An 18651-nucleotide genomic window follows, 5' to 3' on the forward strand; every position below is an offset into this window, starting at 1 on the left:
ATCAATCGTTTTTTGTCCGTTCGGCCCGCTTGTTGATTACAATCAGCAACACCAGCACCGTCACGAAGATGATGGTGGAGAGTGGCCGCAGTTCCGGCGTCAGTCCACCCTTGCGCGCATCGGCGTAGATGTAGGTGGAGAGCGTTTCCAGCCCCTGGTTGCCGATGGTGAAGATGGTCACGGCAAAGTCGTCGATGGAGAGCGTGAAGGCAAGGATGAAGCCGCTTATCATACCCGGAAATATCTCCGGAAGAATAACCTTGCGCAGTGCTTGGAACGGTGTGGCGCCCAGGTCGAGTGCCGCCTCGTAGACATTCTGGTTCATCTTCTTGAGCCGGGGCATTACGCTGAGCACCACGTAGGGTGTGCAGAAGGTGATGTGTGCCAGTACCACTGTGGTAAATCCTTGCGATATGCCGAAGCTGACGAACAGCAGGAACAGCGATACACCGGTGATAATGTCTGCATTCATCATCGGGATGGCATTGGCGAAGTTCATTACCTGCCGTGTGCGCGAGCGCAGGTTGAAGATGCCGATGGCTGCAATGCTGCCCAGTGCCGTGCTGGCGGTGGCGGCAAGCAGGGCAATGGCGAATGTGTTCCAGATAGCGTTCATCAACGAGTGGTGCATCCCGCCCGTGAACAGCGAGCTGTACAGCTTGGTGGAGAACCCCGTCCAGTTGCCCAGCACCTTTGCTTCGGTGAAGGAGAATATCATGATTATCAGGATAGGCGAATAGAGCAACGCCAACAGCAGCCACAAGTAGCCGCGGGTCAAGATTCGTGTCATCATATCACACCTCCGCTTTCATTCGATGCGCCGTCTTCCTCGTTGGTGAAGAGGACGGTGATGCCTATCAGCAGCAGCATGATGAGCGAGAGGGCGGCACCGTAGTTCCACATTCCATTGTAGATATTCTCTTGTACCGTGGTACCGAAAAGCTTGATGTTGTTCATCGTCAGCAGCTCGGCGATGGCGAAGGTGGACACCGTAGGCATAAACACCATTACTATACCACTCATCACACCCGGCATGGACAGCGGTAGAATCACCTTGCCGAATACGTGCGTGGGGGAGGCTCCCAAGTCTTGCGCAGCCTCAATCAAATTGTGGTCCATCTTCTGAAGGGTGTTGTAAATGGGGTATATCATGAACGGCAGGAAGTTGTAGACCATACCGAACACAAGTGCGCCTTCACCCAGCGGCAGGTTCAGGAAGTCGAACAGTGCTACTGTGGCAAGCGTACGTATCAAGATGTTCACCCACATGGGCAGGATGAACAGCACCACCATGGTGCGCGAGGTGTTGAATTGCTTCTGACTCAGGATATACGCCGCCGGATAGCCTAGCAGCAGGCAGACCAGCGTAGTGATAACGGCTATTCCGATGGAGTAGACAAACGTGTTCATCGCTTCGGGGTGCATCATGAACTTGCGGAAGTTGGCAAGCGTGAACGCTCCTCCGTCGTCCGTAAAGGCGTAGAGCACGATGAGCAGCAGCGGTACTATAACAAATACAAGCAGAAATAGCGCGTAGGGTACCGTCCAGTTGCGCCGACGCATAAAGAAAGTTATCATCTTTATTAAGGATTAAGGGATTAGGGATTAAGGATTAAGGATTAGGGATTAGGGATTAAGGGTGGAGGATAAAGAATTTATAATAGCTAACCCTTAATCCCTAATCCCTATTCTTTATTCCTTATTCTCACGTTTTCGGGTGCGATGATGATACCTACACGGTCGCCGTCGTCCCACACGTCGTTGGTGTCGACAAAGATGTCTTCGTCCCAGTCTGTAAACACGGTCAGGTGGTAATGGTTTCCTTTGTAGAGGATGAATTTCACTTCACCCGTCAGACGGCCGTCCTCTTCGTTGTCTTCGAGGATGACGTCCTGGAAGTCCACTTCCACTTGCACGCTGCTGCCCGGTTCGATGCCTTGCACGGGCAGGCATTCGAAGTTACAGCCCAGGAATTCTACGTGCGTTTTGTCCACCAGTTTTCCTTCGAAGGTGTTGCAGGTGCGTTCTTTCTTCATCACATGGATGTCGAAGGGTTTTACCAGCAGACCGACTTCGCGTCCTGCCTCGAAGGCATGGTAGTCCTGCACCATCAGCTCGTAGCCTTCGCGCGTTTGCACCAGCATTTCATAGTGTACGCCTTTGAAGATACAGCTGGTTACGGTGCCCGTCAGCTGTGCGGCGTCGGATACATCGAAGATGTAGATGTCTTCGGGGCGAATTACTACGTCCACCTGCATCTGTTCACCAAATCCCGTGTCTACGCATTCAAATTCGTGCCCGCAGAAGGTAACGGCCTTATCTTTTATCATGACTCCGTTCAAGATGTTGCTTTCGCCGATGAAGTCGGCTACAAAGGAGTTGATGGGCTCGTTGTAGATGTCGGTCGGCACACCTATCTGCTGGATGCGTCCTTCGCTCATCACAACGATGGTGTCGCTCAGGGTGAGTGCCTCTTCCTGGTCGTGGGTCACGTATACGAAGGTGATACCCAGCTTCTGGTGCATTTCCTTCAGTTCCATCTGCATGTCTTTGCGCATTTTGAGGTCCAAGGCAGCGAGAGGCTCGTCCAGCAGCAGCACTTCGGGTTCGTTGACGATAGCTCGGGCGATGGCTACGCGCTGTTGCTGTCCGCCGGAGAGGGAGTCCACGTCGCGGTCCTCATAGTCTGTCATGCCCACCATGCGCAGGGCTTGTTTCACTTTCTTCTCGATAGTGGCACCGGGCAGCTTCTTCAGCTTCAGCCCGAAGGCTATGTTGTTGAATACGTTGAGGTGGGGGAAGAGGGCGTACTTCTGGAACACGGTGTTCACCGGACGCTTGTGCGGCGGTGTCTGTGTGATGTCCTTTCCGGCAATGGTTATCACTCCTTCCGAGGCTGTCTGAAAGCCTGCAATGAGGCGTAACAGTGTTGTCTTTCCGCAGCCGGACGGTCCTAGTATTGTTACAAACTCGCCCTTACGGACAGACAAATTCACATCATTCAGCACGGCCTTGTCTCCGAAGAATTTCGATACATGTTCCACACCGATGATGCAATCGGACTTTTGCATAAGCGTCTTTTACTTTATCCAAACGAATTAAACGAATTTCGGGCTTTCAAAAAAGCGAGTGCAAAGTTACATAATTTATCGGGAATTTTCGCTTTACTCTAAAATTCATTATCCCTATGAAGTTAAAATAAACACATAGCGAAAAAGTAATTTTTGGTAAAGTGTAGATAATCAGCTGATATATCGTTTGTTACTTCCGAGCCGCAATACTCCGTATCGCTGAAAATTCTCCAATAGGGCAAGGGGCAAGCCCCTCTGCACACCCCGTCGAGGACGGTATTTCGCCGCCCTCAAAGATAGTTAGATTTATTGTTTCACAAGCCAAAAAAGGAAGGATATATGGGTTTCGTAGTTTTACACATGGAAAAGGCGCACGGCAGCGACAGCGGAACGACCGCACATATCGAGCGTTTCATCATTCCGAAGAACGCCGACCCCACATGTACCCACCTAAACCGCAGTCTCATCGAATACCCCGACGGGGTGAAAGACCCCACGGACGGGACGAGACTGGTTCTTGCCATTGACCGAAAGCCCATTGTCGAGTGGTTCAAAGAGCAATTCGACAAGCTACGGCAGAGCATACACCGACCTATACAGCCGCAAAGGAAAGGCAGGGGAATGAAGATATAACCGTTTTATCTTGCTGGAAAACAATAAAAAGTGCTGTTCATAATGCCTTATGAATGGCACTTTTTATATATTTGCACACAAAATAAGGATAGAGCAAATAAAAGTAAATACAGAATCGTAAAATTTGACAGATATGAAAACACAAAAATTAGAAATACTGATATTATTCCTCTGTATATTCGGCTTTATAGGCTGTGATAACAAAGATGAAGAGGGTGAGAAAGTGACAGACTACAAGGAATATTCTCTAACCATTGCATCAAAGAAGATACCCGGTGTTTGTTGGTCAGACGGATTTAATTATTTATCTGATGTATATGCTGTAAAGAAAGAAAATGCCCAAGAATGGGAGAGCCTTGGAGTCATTGATAAATTTGAGTTTGAGAAAGGATATGAATATAAGGTAAAAATCAGTGAAACAAATTATTTGGATTATAGCATGGAAAATCCCGCATGGACGGAATATGAACTACTTGAAATAATATCTAAAAATAGGAAAGATTCAGAAAATTTGCCTTTACATTTTATCCCTAAATCATACTACGAGAATGTACAGCTTCCTAAATACAAATATGTAGTAGATGCAGATAATAATCAAAAACTTATTGAAGAAGAATTGGAAAAAGAATCTCTTATTCCTTTGGATTTTCACTATATATTTTGGCGGAGCGAAGACAAATTCCTAAGATGTATTGCAATAAAAGACGATAATAATACACTGGGACCGTGTATTATAAAAAACGAAAACAAAGCTCCGGAAGAAATGCCAGAATCTTACAAATTACTTCCTCCAGAGGGAAATGTGTTTGGTTATGGAAAATGGACTTTTTCAGATGAACAGGGAAATGAAACGAATTATCTTTCATTTGATGTGTTTATGGGTCGTTCTGCTAAATCAAGAAACGTAGATTTAACTCCCGATGTAGCTTATCTTTATAAAGACCTTTCTGAATACTACAAAAATAAATATCCGCAAGCCGGAGTAAAAACAGTTGTGGTTTCTTATGCCGTTTCTATTAAATAACATAAAATCCTCAGCGAGCATCAATTATCCTAATTATCATTGCAACTATTATAAGAATCTATTAATATGAGAACTATAGAATTAAGCATAAAAAAACGTATGAAAAGAATGAATTTGACCGCTTTATTGTTAAGCAGTGTCTGTTTGTTATGCCAACCCCTTCAAGCCCAACAGAGCATTGATGCTTGTGACGGTCGTACTTATAAAGTAGGCGACACGCTCCGTATTGGCGAACCATTGCCTTCGGGCTATCTATTTATTAGGCAGCTAAACGCCAATAATCAATTCGACAGTCTGGATCCGAAAAACTCAACTGGACGGACTGCCGTCATTACCGACATACCTACTTACCAGCCCGAACTCTATCAACAGTTCGGCATTTACCAACAGCCGGAAACGCCCCAAATAGTCTTTGCCGAACAAGGGGATTTCAAGATCGGCGTATATCTAAACATGGCTTTAAGCAAAGGAAACATCATGTCCGGACATCATGTTTCCCTTATGAATGGAGCTGTTGACCTTACCCCAGCTATCTTGTTCGCCTACGCACATAAGCTTTACGGCAAACCTATCGACACAACATCAGTTGAAACCTATGCCTCTCTCCGTGCTCCCAAACAATATGCAGAAGCAGCCAATGACCCGTTTGTACTGGAAGAACTCCGTACAACATACCGGAAAGAACTGGAACAAGCTGTAGCAAAGGCAGATTTCAATAAAGTGTTCCGCATCAAATGTTTCTCGGAACTCCAAATGTATGACATTAATCAACAGCATTTTCCGATTTCGGGCTTAACGTGTGTCGATGTGGAAACCAAGCAGAACAGAGAATTATCCCAACAAGGTTATTGCTTATGGGGAACTTGTGCCTTTCATTTCACTAACGCTCCGTCATTTACCACCCTGCCTTGCAAAAAAAACATTGCCCAAGGCATCTATACCATGCGTAAAATGACCTCGGCGACCTTGCCACCAACAGCTACCCTATATGTATATGTGCGCATCCTCCAACAGCCAGTATCACTTCCTGATAAACGTACCATGGTGATGCGTCCCGGAACCTCATTCGATTTCGAGTGGTCAACACTCCGTAAAGCATACGGTCAAAAAGCTTTGAACATGGAAATTGTACAAACAGACGGTTATTATAATGTCTTCCCTTATAACATACAAGAAGTGACATACAATTATCTTGGTACACAAACGTTACCTGAAAAGAACAATAAATAGTAATATGAAACTAAAAAATATCATTCTGACTACATTGGTAACAATCGCCCTGACATCATGTTATACATCCAGTCGAATAAGTAAATTCAGCTCTGAAAATATAAAATTGGTATAGATAAAATCTTTTCATAAAAAGATATGGAAAGCCTTTTAATAAGGAAATATCCTATATACAGGACAATCAAGAGAAAGAAAAACTCTTCTATAAAGAAGAATTAAACAAAGGTACATGGTATATTATAACAACAGCTTTTACTTTTATTGATGATAAACTTATAAAGCAAGAGGTTGTAAAAGAAGAAAGGACTTTTCAAAAATGTGATTGTAATAAATAATAAGTAATACCTTTGCTGACAGTATTGATATAAAAAACTATTACACGATGGAAAAGAAAATTGTACTCATCACCGGAGCCTCCTCCGGAATAGGGGAAGGCTGTGCTCGCAAGTTTGCCATGAACGGTTACCGGCTTATACTCAATGGCCGTAATGTGGAGAAACTGAATGCTGTAAAGAAAGAATTGGAAGAAAAATTCGGAGCCGATGTGTATCTGCTTCCTTTTGATGTCCGCGATAGGCAGGCTGCTTGTGCCGCCCTCGAATCCCTTCCGGTGGAGTGGAAAGCGATAGACATACTGATTAACAATGCCGGACTCGTCATCGGAGTAGACAAGGAGCACGAGGGTAATCTCGACGAATGGGATGTGGTGATTGATACAGACGTGAAAGCGCTTCTCGCTATGACCCGCCTCGTAGTTCCCGGCATGGTGGAGCGCGGACGCGGTCATGTCATCAACATGGGGTCTATTGCCGGAGACTACGCTTATCCGGGCGGCAGTGTGTACTGTGCCTGCAAAGCCGCCGTCAAGGCCCTTTCCGACGGACTCCGCATCGACTTGGTGGATACTCCGGTACGCGTGACGAACGTCAAGCCCGGACTGGTGGAAACCAATTTCTCTGTCATCCGTTTCCGTGGCGACCGGGAGGCGGCTGACAATGTATATAAAGGTATACGCCCGCTAACCGGTGACGATATAGCCGAAGTGGTTTATTTTGCCGCTGCCGTCCCCGAGCATATCCAGATTGCAGAAGTGCTGGTGATGCCTGCCAACCAGGCTACCGGGACAATTGTCAGCCGGAAATAGAATTTGTATAAGAATATGATAAAATGATACTATTTTATCTTCGGGGAAACGTCTACATTTGCCCACAGCTAAATGATTATAGAATCTAAACAAGAAAAGCATGAATTTTAAGAAACGAACAAATTTCTTTTTTGGAGCACTGCTGCTGACCGGCAGTTTGTTGGCTCAAAACGTATGTGTATCCACTCCGAAAACTTCTTTGGTGCTTTCGGCTCCTGAAGGCGGTACACTGAGACACTTGTATTATGGTAACAGACTTTCTGAAACCGATTTGCTGAATATTGCCACGGCAGAAGCAGGCCACACGGCCTATCCCGAATATGGATTGAATACCCCCGTGGAGACGGCTCTCGCTGTGAAGCATGCTGACGGTAACATGACCCTCCAGCTTGAAGTGCTGAATGTGACTACCGAGAAGGAAGGAAATGCCGTGACGACTGTCGTGGCGCTGAAAGACAAAGTGTATCCCTTTTTTGTCAATGTCTGCTACCGAGCTTGGCAAGATGCCGACGTGATAGAATCCTGGACTGAAATTTCTCATCAGGAGAAGAAGCCGGTAGTGCTCAATCAGTTTGCCTCCGGCTATCTGCCCATCCGCCGCGGTGATGTGTGGCTCTCCCATCTCTCCGGTTCCTGGGCCAATGAGGGCTTTTTGACGCAGGAACCTCTCACTCCGGGCATGAAGGTTATCAAGAATAAGGACGGTGTGCGAAATTCTCATACCGACCATGCGGAAGTGATGTTCTCCCTTGACGGCCGTCCGCAGGAGAACACGGGCAACGTGATTGGCGCAGCCCTCTGTTACAGTGGTAACTACAAACTCCGCATCGAGACGCATGATGATGAATATCACCATTTCTTTGCCGGAATCAACGAAGAGAACTCTGCTTATTCCTTGAAGAAAGACGAGCTTTTCCGCACTCCCGAACTTGCCCTGACCTATAGTAACGAGGGATTGAGTGGCAGCAGCCGTAACTTCCACCGCTGGGCGCGTCTGCACAAGTTGGCGCACGGCACTACTCCCCGTAAGATTCTATTGAACAGTTGGGAAGGCGTGTATTTCGACATCAACCAGCAGGGTATGGACCAAATGATGGCGGACATCGCCTCCATGGGCGGCGAATTGTTCGTGATGGACGATGGCTGGTTTGGCGACAAATATCCCCGTAAGAACGACAGTTCATCACTCGGCGACTGGGTGGTGGACAAGAATAAGCTTCCGGACGGTGTCAAAGGGCTGTTGAGTGATGCCAAAAAGCGCGGCATCAAGTTCGGTATCTGGATTGAGCCGGAGATGGCAAACACCACTAGCGAACTTTACGAACAACATCCGGATTGGGTGCTCAAAGCTCCCGAACGCGACCTCGTACTGGGACGCGGCGGTACGCAGGTGGTGCTCGACCTTGCCAATCCTGCCGTACAGGACTTCGTGTTCGGTGTTGTTGACAATCTGATGACTTCTTATCCTGAGATAGACTATATCAAATGGGATGCCAATATGGCTGTCATGAACCACGGTTCTCAATACCTGACCAAAGAAAATCAGAGCCACATGTATATAGAGTATCATCGCGGCTTTGAGAAGGTGTGCCAGCGCATCCGTGCCAAATACCCCGACCTTACCATCCAGGCATGTGCCAGTGGCGGTGGCCGTGCCAACTACGGAGTGCTGCCTTACTTCGACGAGTTCTGGGTGAGCGACAATACCGATGCCCTGCAACGTGTCTATATGCAGTGGGGAACTTCCTATTTCTTCCCCGCCATAGCCATGGCATCGCACATCAGTGCCGCCCCTAACCATCAGACATTCCGTACCATCCCTCTGAAGTACCGCATCGATGTGGCTATGAGTGGCCGTTTGGGTATGGAAATCCAACCCAAGAACATGACGGAAGAGGAAAAGGCGCTTTGCAAGAATGCCATTGCCGAGTACAAGACCATTCGTCCCGTGGTACAATTGGGAGATATCTACCGCTTGATATCCCCTTATGACAAGCAGGGTGTGGCTTCATTAATGTACGTGGCTCCAGAGAAGGATAGGGCAGTCTTCTATTGGTGGAAGACGGAACACTTCTGTAACCAGCATCTGCCGCGTGTGAAGATGGCCGGTCTCTGTGCCGACAAGCAATACCGGGTACATGAGCTGAACCGCATAGATAATGTTCCCTTGAACTACGAAGGAAAGGTCTTCAGTGGTGCCTACCTTATGGCAAACGGGCTGGAGGTTCCATACAACCATAGGGTGGACTACCACAAGCAGAACGACTATTCGAGCCGTGTGCTTTATCTGGAAGAGGTGAAATGACGTGAACAAAGGTGAGGTTTAGTCGCGTAAAGGTGAACTTGAGCAGTGTAAAGGTGAGGTTGATGGGTACAGTTGGTACAGTGGGTACAGCGGTCCTTTTGCCTCACACACGCATGTATATAAATAATGTACGCGTTATAAAGCAATGTACATAAGCGCATGTGTGTGAAGCAGAAGAGACACTGTACCTACTGTACCAATTGTACCACTGTTTGGATGTCCAATATTTCCTTTTCGTGGTAAGATGGAAACATAAAAAAGTCCTACAATATCAACGTATTGTAGGATTTTTTTATGTTTGTAGCCTTCTGGCTTTTTTCCCTGTGAACCGCTTGGGGCTCGAACCCAAGACCCCAACATTAAAAGTGTTGTGCTCTACCTGCTGAGCTAGCGATTCAATCCTTTATTGCTGTTAAGCGGGTGCAAAGATAGATACTTTTTTGAAATTTGCAAAATAATATCATCTTTTTTCTTATCTTTGTCCCCATTAACCCTTGATATTAATCATTAATCACTGAACGTTAATCATTAAATACATGGCAACAGTAGACGATAAAAAGATTATCTTTTCTATGGTTGGGCTGAATAAAACCATTCAGCAGAACAACAAGCAGGTACTGAAGAACATTTACCTCTCGTTCTTCTACGGGGCAAAAATCGGTATCATCGGTCTGAACGGTTCGGGTAAATCGACCCTGCTGAAGATTATCGCCGGATTGGATAAGTCCTATCAGGGCGAAGTGGTGTTCTCGCCGGGATATTCTGTGGGATATCTGGCTCAGGAACCGTACCTCGACCCCACCAAGACCGTGAAGGAAATTGTTATGGAAGGTGTGCAACCCATTGTGGATGCGCTGGCAGAATACGAGGAAATCAACCAGAAGTTCGGCTTGCCCGAATATTATGAGGATCAGGACAAGATGGACAAGCTTTTCTCCCGCCAGGCCGAATTGCAGGACATCATCGACGCGACCGATGCCTGGAACCTCGACAGCAAGCTGGAGCGCGCCATGGACGCCCTTCGTTGTCCGCCCGAAGATCAGTCCGTAGAACATCTTTCCGGTGGTGAGCGTCGCCGTGTGGCCCTTTGCCGCCTATTGTTGCAGAAGCCCGACGTGCTTCTCCTCGACGAGCCCACCAATCACCTCGATGCCGAATCCATCGACTGGCTGGAACAACACTTGCAGCAGTACGAGGGTACGGTGATTGCCGTAACGCACGACCGCTACTTCCTCGACCACGTTGCCGGCTGGATTCTTGAGCTGGACCGTGGCGAAGGTATTCCCTGGAAAGGTAACTACTCCAGCTGGCTGGAACAGAAGACCAAGCGTATGGAGCAGGAGGAAAAGACTGCCAGCAAGCGCCGCAAGACGCTGGAACGTGAGTTGGAGTGGGTGCGCATGGCTCCCAAGGCCCGCCAGGCAAAGGGGAAGGCACGTCTGAACTCCTACGACAAATTGCTGAATGAGGACGTGAAGGAGAAGGAAGAGAAGCTGGAAATCTTTATCCCGAACGGTCCCCGTCTGGGTAATAAAGTGATTGAAGCCAAGCATGTGGCAAAGGCGTTTGGCGACAAACTGCTGTTTGATGATCTCAACTTCATGCTTCCGCCCAACGGAATCGTGGGTATCATCGGCCCTAACGGTGCCGGTAAGACCACGCTTTTCCGCCTTATCATGGGGCTGGAAAAGGCAGATAAAGGCGAGTTTGAGGTAGGGGAGACCGTAAAGGTGGCCTATGTGGACCAGCAGCATAAGGATATCGACCCCAACAAGAGCGTGTATCAGGTCATTTCCGGCGGAAACGATTTGATCCGCATGGGTGGACGCGACATCAATGCACGCGCCTATCTGTCCCGTTTCAACTTTTCCGGCGCCGACCAGGAGAAGCTCTGCGGAGTGCTTTCCGGTGGTGAGCGCAACCGTCTGCATCTGGCGCTCTGCCTGAAGGAAGAAGGTAATGTGCTGTTGCTGGACGAACCCACCAACGACATCGACGTGAACACGCTCCGTGCTCTCGAAGAAGGTCTGGAAGACTTTGCCGGATGTGCCGTGGTCATCAGTCACGACCGTTGGTTCCTCGACCGTATCTGTACGCATATCCTCGCTTTTGAAGGAGACTCCAATGTGTTCTTCTTTGAGGGCTCTTATTCCGAATATGAGGAAAATAAACAGAAACGTCTTGGGAAAGAAGAACCCACCCGTGTACGTTATAGAAAGCTTATGAATGACTGATTTCGGTGCGAATTTGAAAGTATATTCTTTTACTTGTTGACAATACGAAAGCTCTGCTGTAGAATGCAGGGCTTTTTTTGTTTAAAAATATCTCAAAAAAGCCTTTCTACCTTCAAAAAATGTAACATAAATATAACATTAATCTCGTTTTTATTAGTTATATTTGCGACTTAAAACATAAATTAATGTTTAATTAACACTATCTATTAACAAAAAACAGAATTATGAGAAAACATCTAATTCAATTCCTGTTGGTTGCAGTGTTGTCGGTATTTAGTGCCGCTGCATTTGCTCAGACTACAGTGAGAGGTCAGCTTGTTGATTCAGAAACAGGTGAGCCGTTAGTGGGTGCTGCCGTCATGGTGGAAGGTACTACACAAGGATCGGTGACCGACATTGATGGGTATTTCAAGCAAAGCGTTGCTTCGAATGCGACATTACTATTCAAGTACGTGGGTTATAAAGACCAGAAGAAGAAGATCACGCAGAAGGGCGCTTCTGTGGATTTGGGTGCTATCCCAATGGAACCGGATGCTGTGATGCTGAAGGACGTAGTGATTACATCGTCTATTGCTGTGGCACGCAAGACTCCGGTTGCTGTATCTACTGTCGACCCCGTATTTATTGAAGATAAGATAGGTTCTCAGGAGTTACCGCAAATCTTGAAATCTACTCCGGGTGTTTATGCTTCTAATGAGGGAGGTGGCTTTGGTGATTCCAACATAAAGATTCGTGGTTTTAAGTCAGAATATGTGGCTATGATGATTAACGGTGTACCCATGAACGGAATGGAAAACCAGAAAGTATATATGAGTAACTGGGGTGGTTTGATTGATGTGGCCAGCAGTATTCAGGTACAACGTGGACTTGGTGCCAGCAAGGTGTCAACTCCTTCAGTAGGTGGCTCACAAAACATTATAACCAAGACTACTGATGCCAAGAAAGGCGGCTTCATCTCTTACGGCATGGGTAATGACGGCTACAGTAAAGTGATGTTCAGTGTCTCTTCCGGTCTGACAAAAGATGGTTGGGCCTTTACTTTATTGGGTGCCAGAGATAAACGCGACGGTTATATTCAAGGTACGGAATCCGAGGCCTACACTTGGTTCATGAGTATTGCAAAACGTATCAATGACAACCATCAACTTTCATTTACAGCTTTTGGAGCACCTCAGTGGCATAATCAGCGTAATATGGCAAATGGCTTGAATATCAAGGAGTATCAGCGTGTAAAACAATGGATGGGTGAGGAAAGTCCCTATCGTTACAATTCTACTTTCGGTTATCGCAATGGACAAGTGATGAACTCTTCACGTAACGAATACCATAAGCCCCAGATGTCTCTTAATCATTTGTGGCAAATCAACCATAAGTCAAGCCTCAGTACAGCAGCTTATATGTCTATCGGTACTGGTGCAGGCTATAGTGGTACGGGGGTAACGGGGTACACCAGCTCTTGGTACGGTACGGCCAGTGATGGTACGGTGAACACTCAGTTCCGTTGTCCTGATGGTACTTTTGATTATGATGCTGTGGATAAGCTCAATGCAGATAACTATACTAATCCGGTGAATGTGAGTGGAATGCCCGGTTATAAAGGTTCGCTGATGATTATGAACAAAGCCTCGAACGACCATTTCTGGACAGGATTGATTTCTACTTATACCACTAAGTTTGGTGATTACTTTGATTTCTATGGTGGTATTGACTTCCGCTATTATAAAGGTTTGCACAAGAATGTCATTACCGATCTTTTTGGAGGGCAGTATTATGTAGACTCTTATAACCGTAAGAGTGTATTGGCTGAGAATAGTGTGAATGGTGGAGTCACCTCCTGGGTAAACCAGAAGTTGGGAGTAGGAGATGTGATTCGTCGTGACTACGACGGTTTTGTGATGTACGAAGGTGGTTTTGCCCAATTGGAGTATAATAAAGATAAAGTGAGTGCATTTGTTTCAGGTGGTCTTACAAATACCAGTTATTGGCGTAAAGACCGTTTCTATTATAGTGGTGACAAACAGCTGTCTTCGAAGAAGCATTATTTGGGAGGCAATGTGAAAGCTGGTTTGAATTACAACCTTGATGATTACAATAACGTATTCTTCAATACCGGATTTATCAGCCGTGCTCCTATTTTTGATAATACCTTCATCAATTCTCAGAGTTCACATGAGCGTAATCCTGATGCTAAGAATGAGAAAGTTTACTCTTTCGAATTAGGTTATGGATATCGTAGCCAGTATTTCTCAGCCAATGTAAACGCCTATTATACTATGTGGAAAGACAAGGCTTTATATGATACCGGATCCTATGAAGACGTAAACGGGGCTTCTCAGCGTTGGACAATGAACATGACCGGTGCGCAGGCTAACCACATGGGTATAGAGCTTGACTTTATTGCCAAGCCTTTCCGCTGGATGGAAGTTAACGGTATGTTCTCTTGGGGAGACTGGCGCTGGAATGGGACAGCGAAAGGCTTCATGATGAATACTGAAGGCCAAATTATGGCGAATAGCCGTGGTGAAGTGGTGACAGATATGAGTAATGTAGATCAGTACAAGTATACCATTGAAATGGATAATGTACAGGTGGGCGGTTCTGCTCAGACTACAGCTGCTTTGGGAGTGACATTCCGCCCAATGAAAGGCTTGCGTCTTAATGCAGACTGGAACTTCTTTGCACGCAATTATGCCGATTATGACATTGATGCGAGCCAAGCCACTCAAAAAGAGGCTTACGTGGTGGAAAAACCTTGGGAGATTCCTTCATGGAGCACATTTGATGTAAGTGCAGGATATACCTTTGACTTCGGTAAGATTCGTGCTACACTGAGCGGCAATGTGAACAACTTGTTCAACCAAGAGTATATAGCCGATGCACGCGACGGAAGTAACCATGACTGGGAGACGGCCACACGTGTTATCTATGGTTGGGGACGTACTTATACTGTAAGATTGAAGTTGAATTTCTAAGCGAACATATTTATGAAAAAACATATATTATTAGGAACCGCATTGGCTTCGCTGTTTGCACTCGGGGCCTGCGATTATAACGAGGATAATTTCCCCGGATTTGATGAAAAAGAAACCATCACGGATGTCAGTACCGATACCCTCGTATTGGCTGATGCCCATTATGGCAAAATAGCTTCTATGCCGAAGAACCAAGGGATAGCTCTCGCCAAGGATCCCGAGGGGCAGACTTATCTTACGGCATTGAACCAGCTGGGTAAAACCAAGATGTTTACTGATATGGTAGCTCCCGAAGACTATCTGCCTGCATTTGTCGATTCGCTCTACGCATATCTGTCAGATGGTTCCAAGGTGCTGGTACAGTACAATATCGGCAAGGAGCAACCTGAATATCTCTCGAAGATAAACGAAGCTCAGACTTTCGACCTTACTTCTGACAATTACGCTACAGTATGGGGGGAAAGCATGGTAGTGAAATATCTCACCCCTTCTACGTTGAAGAAGCTTCCTGCTTTGTTGAAGGAAGGTATCAAGAACCCGAAGACGGGAGATGTGTGCCAAGTGAATTACGCTTGGTCGGAGACCGAGCCCAGTACAGGCGGCGGTGCAGTGAAAATGGTATACCAGAAAGTAACTTCTATTGATGCCGAAGGAGGTAATTATGTCATTGTGGCTCCGACGAAGGACAATACTTGGATTCCTTTCGGTCAGTTCAAAGACCCGGATAAGACGTATGGTTATATGGAGGGTGAACCGGTAGAGATTGCGGATGGTTTCATCACCAGCGATGTGTCCAATCATATCATGACACTTACTCCTACGGAAAAAGGTTTCACTATGCAACGCCCGGATGGCAAGTTCATCTATCAGAGTGGTACGTTTAACAGCTTCAACATCGGTACTTCCATACCCGAGGGTGGGGATTGGAGCTTTGCTTACAACTATGACCGTAAGGCATTTGATGTGAAAAATGTGGAAAAGGACAAAATCATCAAGCTGAATTTCTATGAAAAAGGAAACTCTTATTCATACGGTTCTTATCCGAATGCTACGTTGGGCATTTATATGAATGAGTCGTTCAATGGAAACGAGGGCGGTTTCACTACTCAGAATGTGAAACTTACCGGCACGTTGTCCAATGTATGGAAGGTGGATGGCAAATATGGTTGGAAGGGTAGTGCCCATGTGGGAGATAGCGATTTTGAATCGGAAGCATGGGTGGTTTCTCCTATTATAGATTTAGCAAAAGCGAAGGCTCCTCTTCTTAAGGTAGATATTGCCATTAATTTCTTGAATGGTAACAATCGTGCTGATTTTATTGAACTGCTGGCTTCGGAAGATTATGTGGATGATGTGGCTGCTGCTGAATGGAAGGCTCTGAATGTACCTCAATGGCCGGAAGGCAAGAATTGGAATTATGTAAATTCCGGTGATATTGACCTGAGTGCTTACGAGGGCAAGAAGATAACCATTGCTTTCCGTTATAAGAGTACTACAGAGTGTGCGCCTACTGTAGAGTTTAAGAACATGTCACTTACAAGTACCGTATCAGGGTATTATGAGGGTGTGGATATTTATAAGGAGATTCCTGAATCAGAAGCTGAAATGCCTGCTCGTGCCGTTACCCGTGCATCAGACGTGAAGCCAAATGCTTCTGCTCTCTATCAGTATGACGGTTCGGCTTGGACTGCCTACGAAGAAAGCGCAAGTATCGGTATCCGTGTGATGCAACCTGCCGATTATGTTTCTATCGGTTCGGACTATTTGAGCGATGCTGATGCCGTATTGCCCGTTTATCTGAAGAATGCATTCCCTTACGCACAGAGCGGGGATGTCAAGGCAGTAGTTTATTTCGGAAATAAGGAGTATGATGTGATGGCCGATGAATATGGCTTCGATGGCACTGCATGGGCGAAGAAGAATACCGAAACGGAAACTGCAGAAATGGCATTCTTGAAGACTGACGGCAAATGGATGGAAGCAAAAGAGTATTATAGCAATGACTTTGCTGGTGAACTTCATAACGATGCTCAGATTGTGAATGTGAAGCTTGATGGCATGAATTATGTATGGAGTGCAGGTGCAGGTTATACCCGTATCAAGGCAAGCGGTTATTATCAGCGTAACCGAGATACGGAGGCATGGCTTGTAACCGGTGAGGTAGACCTTACCGAAGCTATTGCCCCACAGATGGTATTCACTGCTTCGGCAGACTATTTGTATGGAGGCAAGATTGAGGATGCAGTGTCTGTACATGTATCCGAAAATTATATTCCTGCAGCTTCTACTGCTACTGATGAAGAGAAGATTGCAGCATTGCAAGGAGCGGCTTGGAGTGATCCGTTGTCGTTCGAGTGGCCTACAAGCTCTAAAGAGATCGAAATGCGTACTTCCATGGCCGACTATGTGGGCAAGAAAGTATATGTGGCATTTCGTTATGCAAGTAATACTGACCCTGGATTTGCTCCTACATTCTACATGAGTAACTTTGTGGTGAAGGAATAATTCCTGAGGTTGTGCAATAGACAATGTGGTAATGGACTTTACTGTCCATTACCACATTTGCATTCTTAGTATCGTAAAATCAAATTTAGAAACATAGATGAAAAAACTGTCTTACTTATTTCTTTTGCTGGTCGGAATTTGGCTGGCTGGATGTGATGATTCTTCAGAGGCTTCGCTCATTCCCGAGATAATACCTACCGAGCAAGGTTCGGATACTTACGTGATGAAGGGCTATGAGTCGAGCGACAATGGTTTCAACGTGTATAAGCCCAAGGCTATCGGCACCCCTTTCTATATCCAGTCCAAAGCTTTTACCGGGCGTAATTACGCATTTGCTCCTGTTAATAGTGAGTCGCTGGAAGGGCTTACTGTTGTTCCGTCTGCCGATGCTTTCAGCGAAAGCGTTGAGGTGAAACCCTCTACGTGCTATTGGGTGCGTTTCAACCGCTACAATCATTATCAGATGGGCAAGCTCCGCGTGGCCTATATTCACGGTAATGAAGTGGGCATAGAGTATGTGGCTTCTGAGGATATAGATGTGAAAAATGCCAATATTGCTGATAACAATAAAGCAGACAATCTTGAAATCCCAGCTCTCAATGCAACCAATCAATATATTGAATACTATGCAGGCGTGTCTGATGAGGAAGGTGCCGGGCAGGTACTCAATTTCTCTTTGGAATACATCGCTTCCAAGAAGCATTCGGCTTGGGTGGCATTTAGTTTCGACCCGATTACTGCGCAAGACAATGTGAAGCGTGCCAACGAGTGGAATCAAGACGACCCCAATATTGACAACAGTGTGGAGGTGACTGAATCCATGCATAAGAGCGATGGGTACGACAAGGGGCATCTTTGTGCCAGCGAAGACCGTGTGTACAGTAAAAGTGCCAATAAGCAGACCTTTTACTACAGTAATATCTCGCCACAGATAGGGAGTTTCAATCAAAAGTATTGGGCGGCTCTTGAGAAGCAGGTGCAGACTTGGGGACGTTCCACCATCAATGGCACATACGACAAGCTTTATGTCGTGAAAGGTGGTACTACTGACCGTTTGCTTACCAATTTCACTGGTGTGAAGAAAGCCAACGACGGGCTTTATCCCACCACCAATGCCGACGGGCTGACACTTGGCGGACTCATTTGCCCCAGCTATTATTACATGGCTCTGTTGAGCGAGAAGGCAGGGGTTTATCATACTATCGCTTTTTTAGTCCCTCATTCTGAATTATTGCCGGAAAAACCTGGAAAAGATGAATTTATGGTTTATGCCGTTTCTATTAAAAATTTGGAGTACGAAACCGGTATCGACTTCTTCTGTAACCTGCCTAATGAGATAGAGAAGACTGTAGAAGCTACTTATAGTGCTGACGATTGGGCTTGGTAAAAGCTTCAGAAAACTATATTGTAAAAGGGGAGTCTCCCCTTTTAGTATGACGGGCATGCCATGATTTAGGTAGCTTTCTTAAAAGCTGTTTTCGTTTTGATGGAAACTGACTTCTTATCTGTATCTTTGCACATTGATTAAAAAAA

11 protein-coding genes, 1 tRNA gene and 1 pseudogene are annotated in these 18651 nt (G+C 46.1%); 9 read left to right on the forward strand and 4 right to left on the reverse strand.

Annotation, left to right across the window (positions count from 1 at the left end):
* Window position 1 precedes the first annotated feature (1 nt).
* The 3 genes from ITJ87_RS10825 to ITJ87_RS10835 form a co-directional block, all read right to left on the reverse strand.
* Window positions 2-793 (reverse strand): ABC transporter permease, encoded by a 792-nt coding sequence (locus tag ITJ87_RS10825; RefSeq protein ID WP_005828082.1) that lies wholly within the window; start codon window positions 791-793, stop codon window positions 2-4.
* Window positions 790-1563, reverse strand: coding sequence for an ABC transporter permease (locus tag ITJ87_RS10830; protein WP_117964504.1), 774 nt, complete (start codon window positions 1561-1563; stop codon window positions 790-792). Before ITJ87_RS10830 ends, ITJ87_RS10825 begins: the two co-directional genes overlap by 4 nt.
* Before the next feature lie 122 nt (window positions 1564-1685).
* The gene (locus ITJ87_RS10835; protein ID WP_117600589.1) at window positions 1686-3071 is read right to left on the reverse strand and encodes an ABC transporter ATP-binding protein; all 1386 of its coding nucleotides are present in this window, start codon (window positions 3069-3071) and stop codon (window positions 1686-1688) included.
* Between the two features lie 339 nt (window positions 3072-3410).
* Between ITJ87_RS10835 and ITJ87_RS18695 the strand changes: the two are divergent.
* The 5 genes and pseudogenes from ITJ87_RS18695 to ITJ87_RS10860 form a co-directional block, all read left to right on the forward strand.
* A pseudogene (locus ITJ87_RS18695) lies at window positions 3411-3563 on the forward strand (mobilization protein); the annotation flags it as partial.
* A gap of 274 nt (window positions 3564-3837) precedes the next feature.
* Entirely contained in the window at window positions 3838-4728 is an 891-nt protein-coding gene (locus tag ITJ87_RS10845; protein WP_117600587.1) for a DUF4377 domain-containing protein, read from the forward strand.
* Between the two features lie 99 nt (window positions 4729-4827).
* Window positions 4828-5958 (forward strand): DUF4852 domain-containing protein, encoded by a 1131-nt coding sequence (locus ITJ87_RS10850; protein WP_229135093.1) that lies wholly within the window; start codon window positions 4828-4830, stop codon window positions 5956-5958.
* Between the two features lie 382 nt (window positions 5959-6340).
* Window positions 6341-7102: an SDR family oxidoreductase gene (locus ITJ87_RS10855; RefSeq protein WP_117600585.1), complete on the forward strand. Its 762-nt coding sequence runs from the start codon at window positions 6341-6343 to the stop codon at window positions 7100-7102.
* 100 nt (window positions 7103-7202) lie between these two features.
* Entirely contained in the window at window positions 7203-9407 is a 2205-nt protein-coding gene (locus ITJ87_RS10860) for an alpha-galactosidase (protein ID WP_117964493.1), read from the forward strand.
* A 324-nt stretch (window positions 9408-9731) separates the two neighbouring features.
* Here the strand turns inward: ITJ87_RS10860 and ITJ87_RS10865 are convergent.
* Window positions 9732-9804, reverse strand: a tRNA-Lys gene (locus ITJ87_RS10865).
* A gap of 139 nt (window positions 9805-9943) precedes the next feature.
* Here ITJ87_RS10865 and ettA point away from each other — a divergent pair.
* The 4 genes from ettA (at window position 9944) to ITJ87_RS10885 (ending at window position 18505) form a co-directional block, all read left to right on the forward strand.
* Window positions 9944-11641 carry an energy-dependent translational throttle protein EttA gene (gene ettA, locus ITJ87_RS10870; RefSeq protein ID WP_005828098.1) on the forward strand — a complete coding sequence of 566 codons (1698 nt, stop codon included), beginning with the start codon at window positions 9944-9946 and terminating at the stop codon, window positions 11639-11641.
* A 224-nt stretch (window positions 11642-11865) separates the two neighbouring features.
* Window positions 11866-14613 (forward strand): TonB-dependent receptor, encoded by a 2748-nt coding sequence (locus ITJ87_RS10875; RefSeq protein WP_005828100.1) that lies wholly within the window; start codon window positions 11866-11868, stop codon window positions 14611-14613.
* Between the two features lie 12 nt (window positions 14614-14625).
* Window positions 14626-17118: a choice-of-anchor J domain-containing protein gene (locus ITJ87_RS10880; RefSeq protein WP_227203620.1), complete on the forward strand. Its 2493-nt coding sequence runs from the start codon at window positions 14626-14628 to the stop codon at window positions 17116-17118.
* Between the two features lie 97 nt (window positions 17119-17215).
* The gene (locus tag ITJ87_RS10885; protein WP_005828102.1) at window positions 17216-18505 is read left to right on the forward strand and encodes a DNA/RNA non-specific endonuclease; all 1290 of its coding nucleotides are present in this window, start codon (window positions 17216-17218) and stop codon (window positions 18503-18505) included.
* The last annotated feature ends 146 nt before the right edge of the window (window positions 18506-18651 follow it).

Source organism: Bacteroides sp. HF-162 (assembly GCF_015679285.1).
Lineage (GTDB): Bacteria > Bacteroidota > Bacteroidia > Bacteroidales > Bacteroidaceae > Bacteroides > Bacteroides uniformis.

Excerpts from the sequence above, each read along its gene's own strand:
- ITJ87_RS10825 (WP_005828082.1), bottom strand. The coding sequence starts at position 793 with ATGATGACACGAATCTTGACCCGCGGCTACTTGTGGCTGCTGTTGGCG.
- ITJ87_RS10830 (WP_117964504.1), bottom strand. The coding sequence starts at position 1,563 with ATGCGTCGGCGCAACTGGACGGTACCCTACGCGCTATTTCTGCTTGTA.
- ITJ87_RS10835 (WP_117600589.1), bottom strand. The coding sequence starts at position 3,071 with ATGCAAAAGTCCGATTGCATCATCGGTGTGGAACATGTATCGAAATTC.
- ITJ87_RS10845 (WP_117600587.1), top strand. The coding sequence starts at position 3,838 with ATGAAAACACAAAAATTAGAAATACTGATATTATTCCTCTGTATATTC.
- ITJ87_RS10850 (WP_229135093.1), top strand. The coding sequence starts at position 4,828 with ATGAAAAGAATGAATTTGACCGCTTTATTGTTAAGCAGTGTCTGTTTG.
- ITJ87_RS10855 (WP_117600585.1), top strand. The coding sequence starts at position 6,341 with ATGGAAAAGAAAATTGTACTCATCACCGGAGCCTCCTCCGGAATAGGG.
- ITJ87_RS10860 (WP_117964493.1), top strand. The coding sequence starts at position 7,203 with ATGAATTTTAAGAAACGAACAAATTTCTTTTTTGGAGCACTGCTGCTG.
- ettA (WP_005828098.1), top strand. The coding sequence starts at position 9,944 with ATGGCAACAGTAGACGATAAAAAGATTATCTTTTCTATGGTTGGGCTG.
- ITJ87_RS10875 (WP_005828100.1), top strand. The coding sequence starts at position 11,866 with ATGAGAAAACATCTAATTCAATTCCTGTTGGTTGCAGTGTTGTCGGTA.
- ITJ87_RS10880 (WP_227203620.1), top strand. The coding sequence starts at position 14,626 with ATGAAAAAACATATATTATTAGGAACCGCATTGGCTTCGCTGTTTGCA.
- ITJ87_RS10885 (WP_005828102.1), top strand. The coding sequence starts at position 17,216 with ATGAAAAAACTGTCTTACTTATTTCTTTTGCTGGTCGGAATTTGGCTG.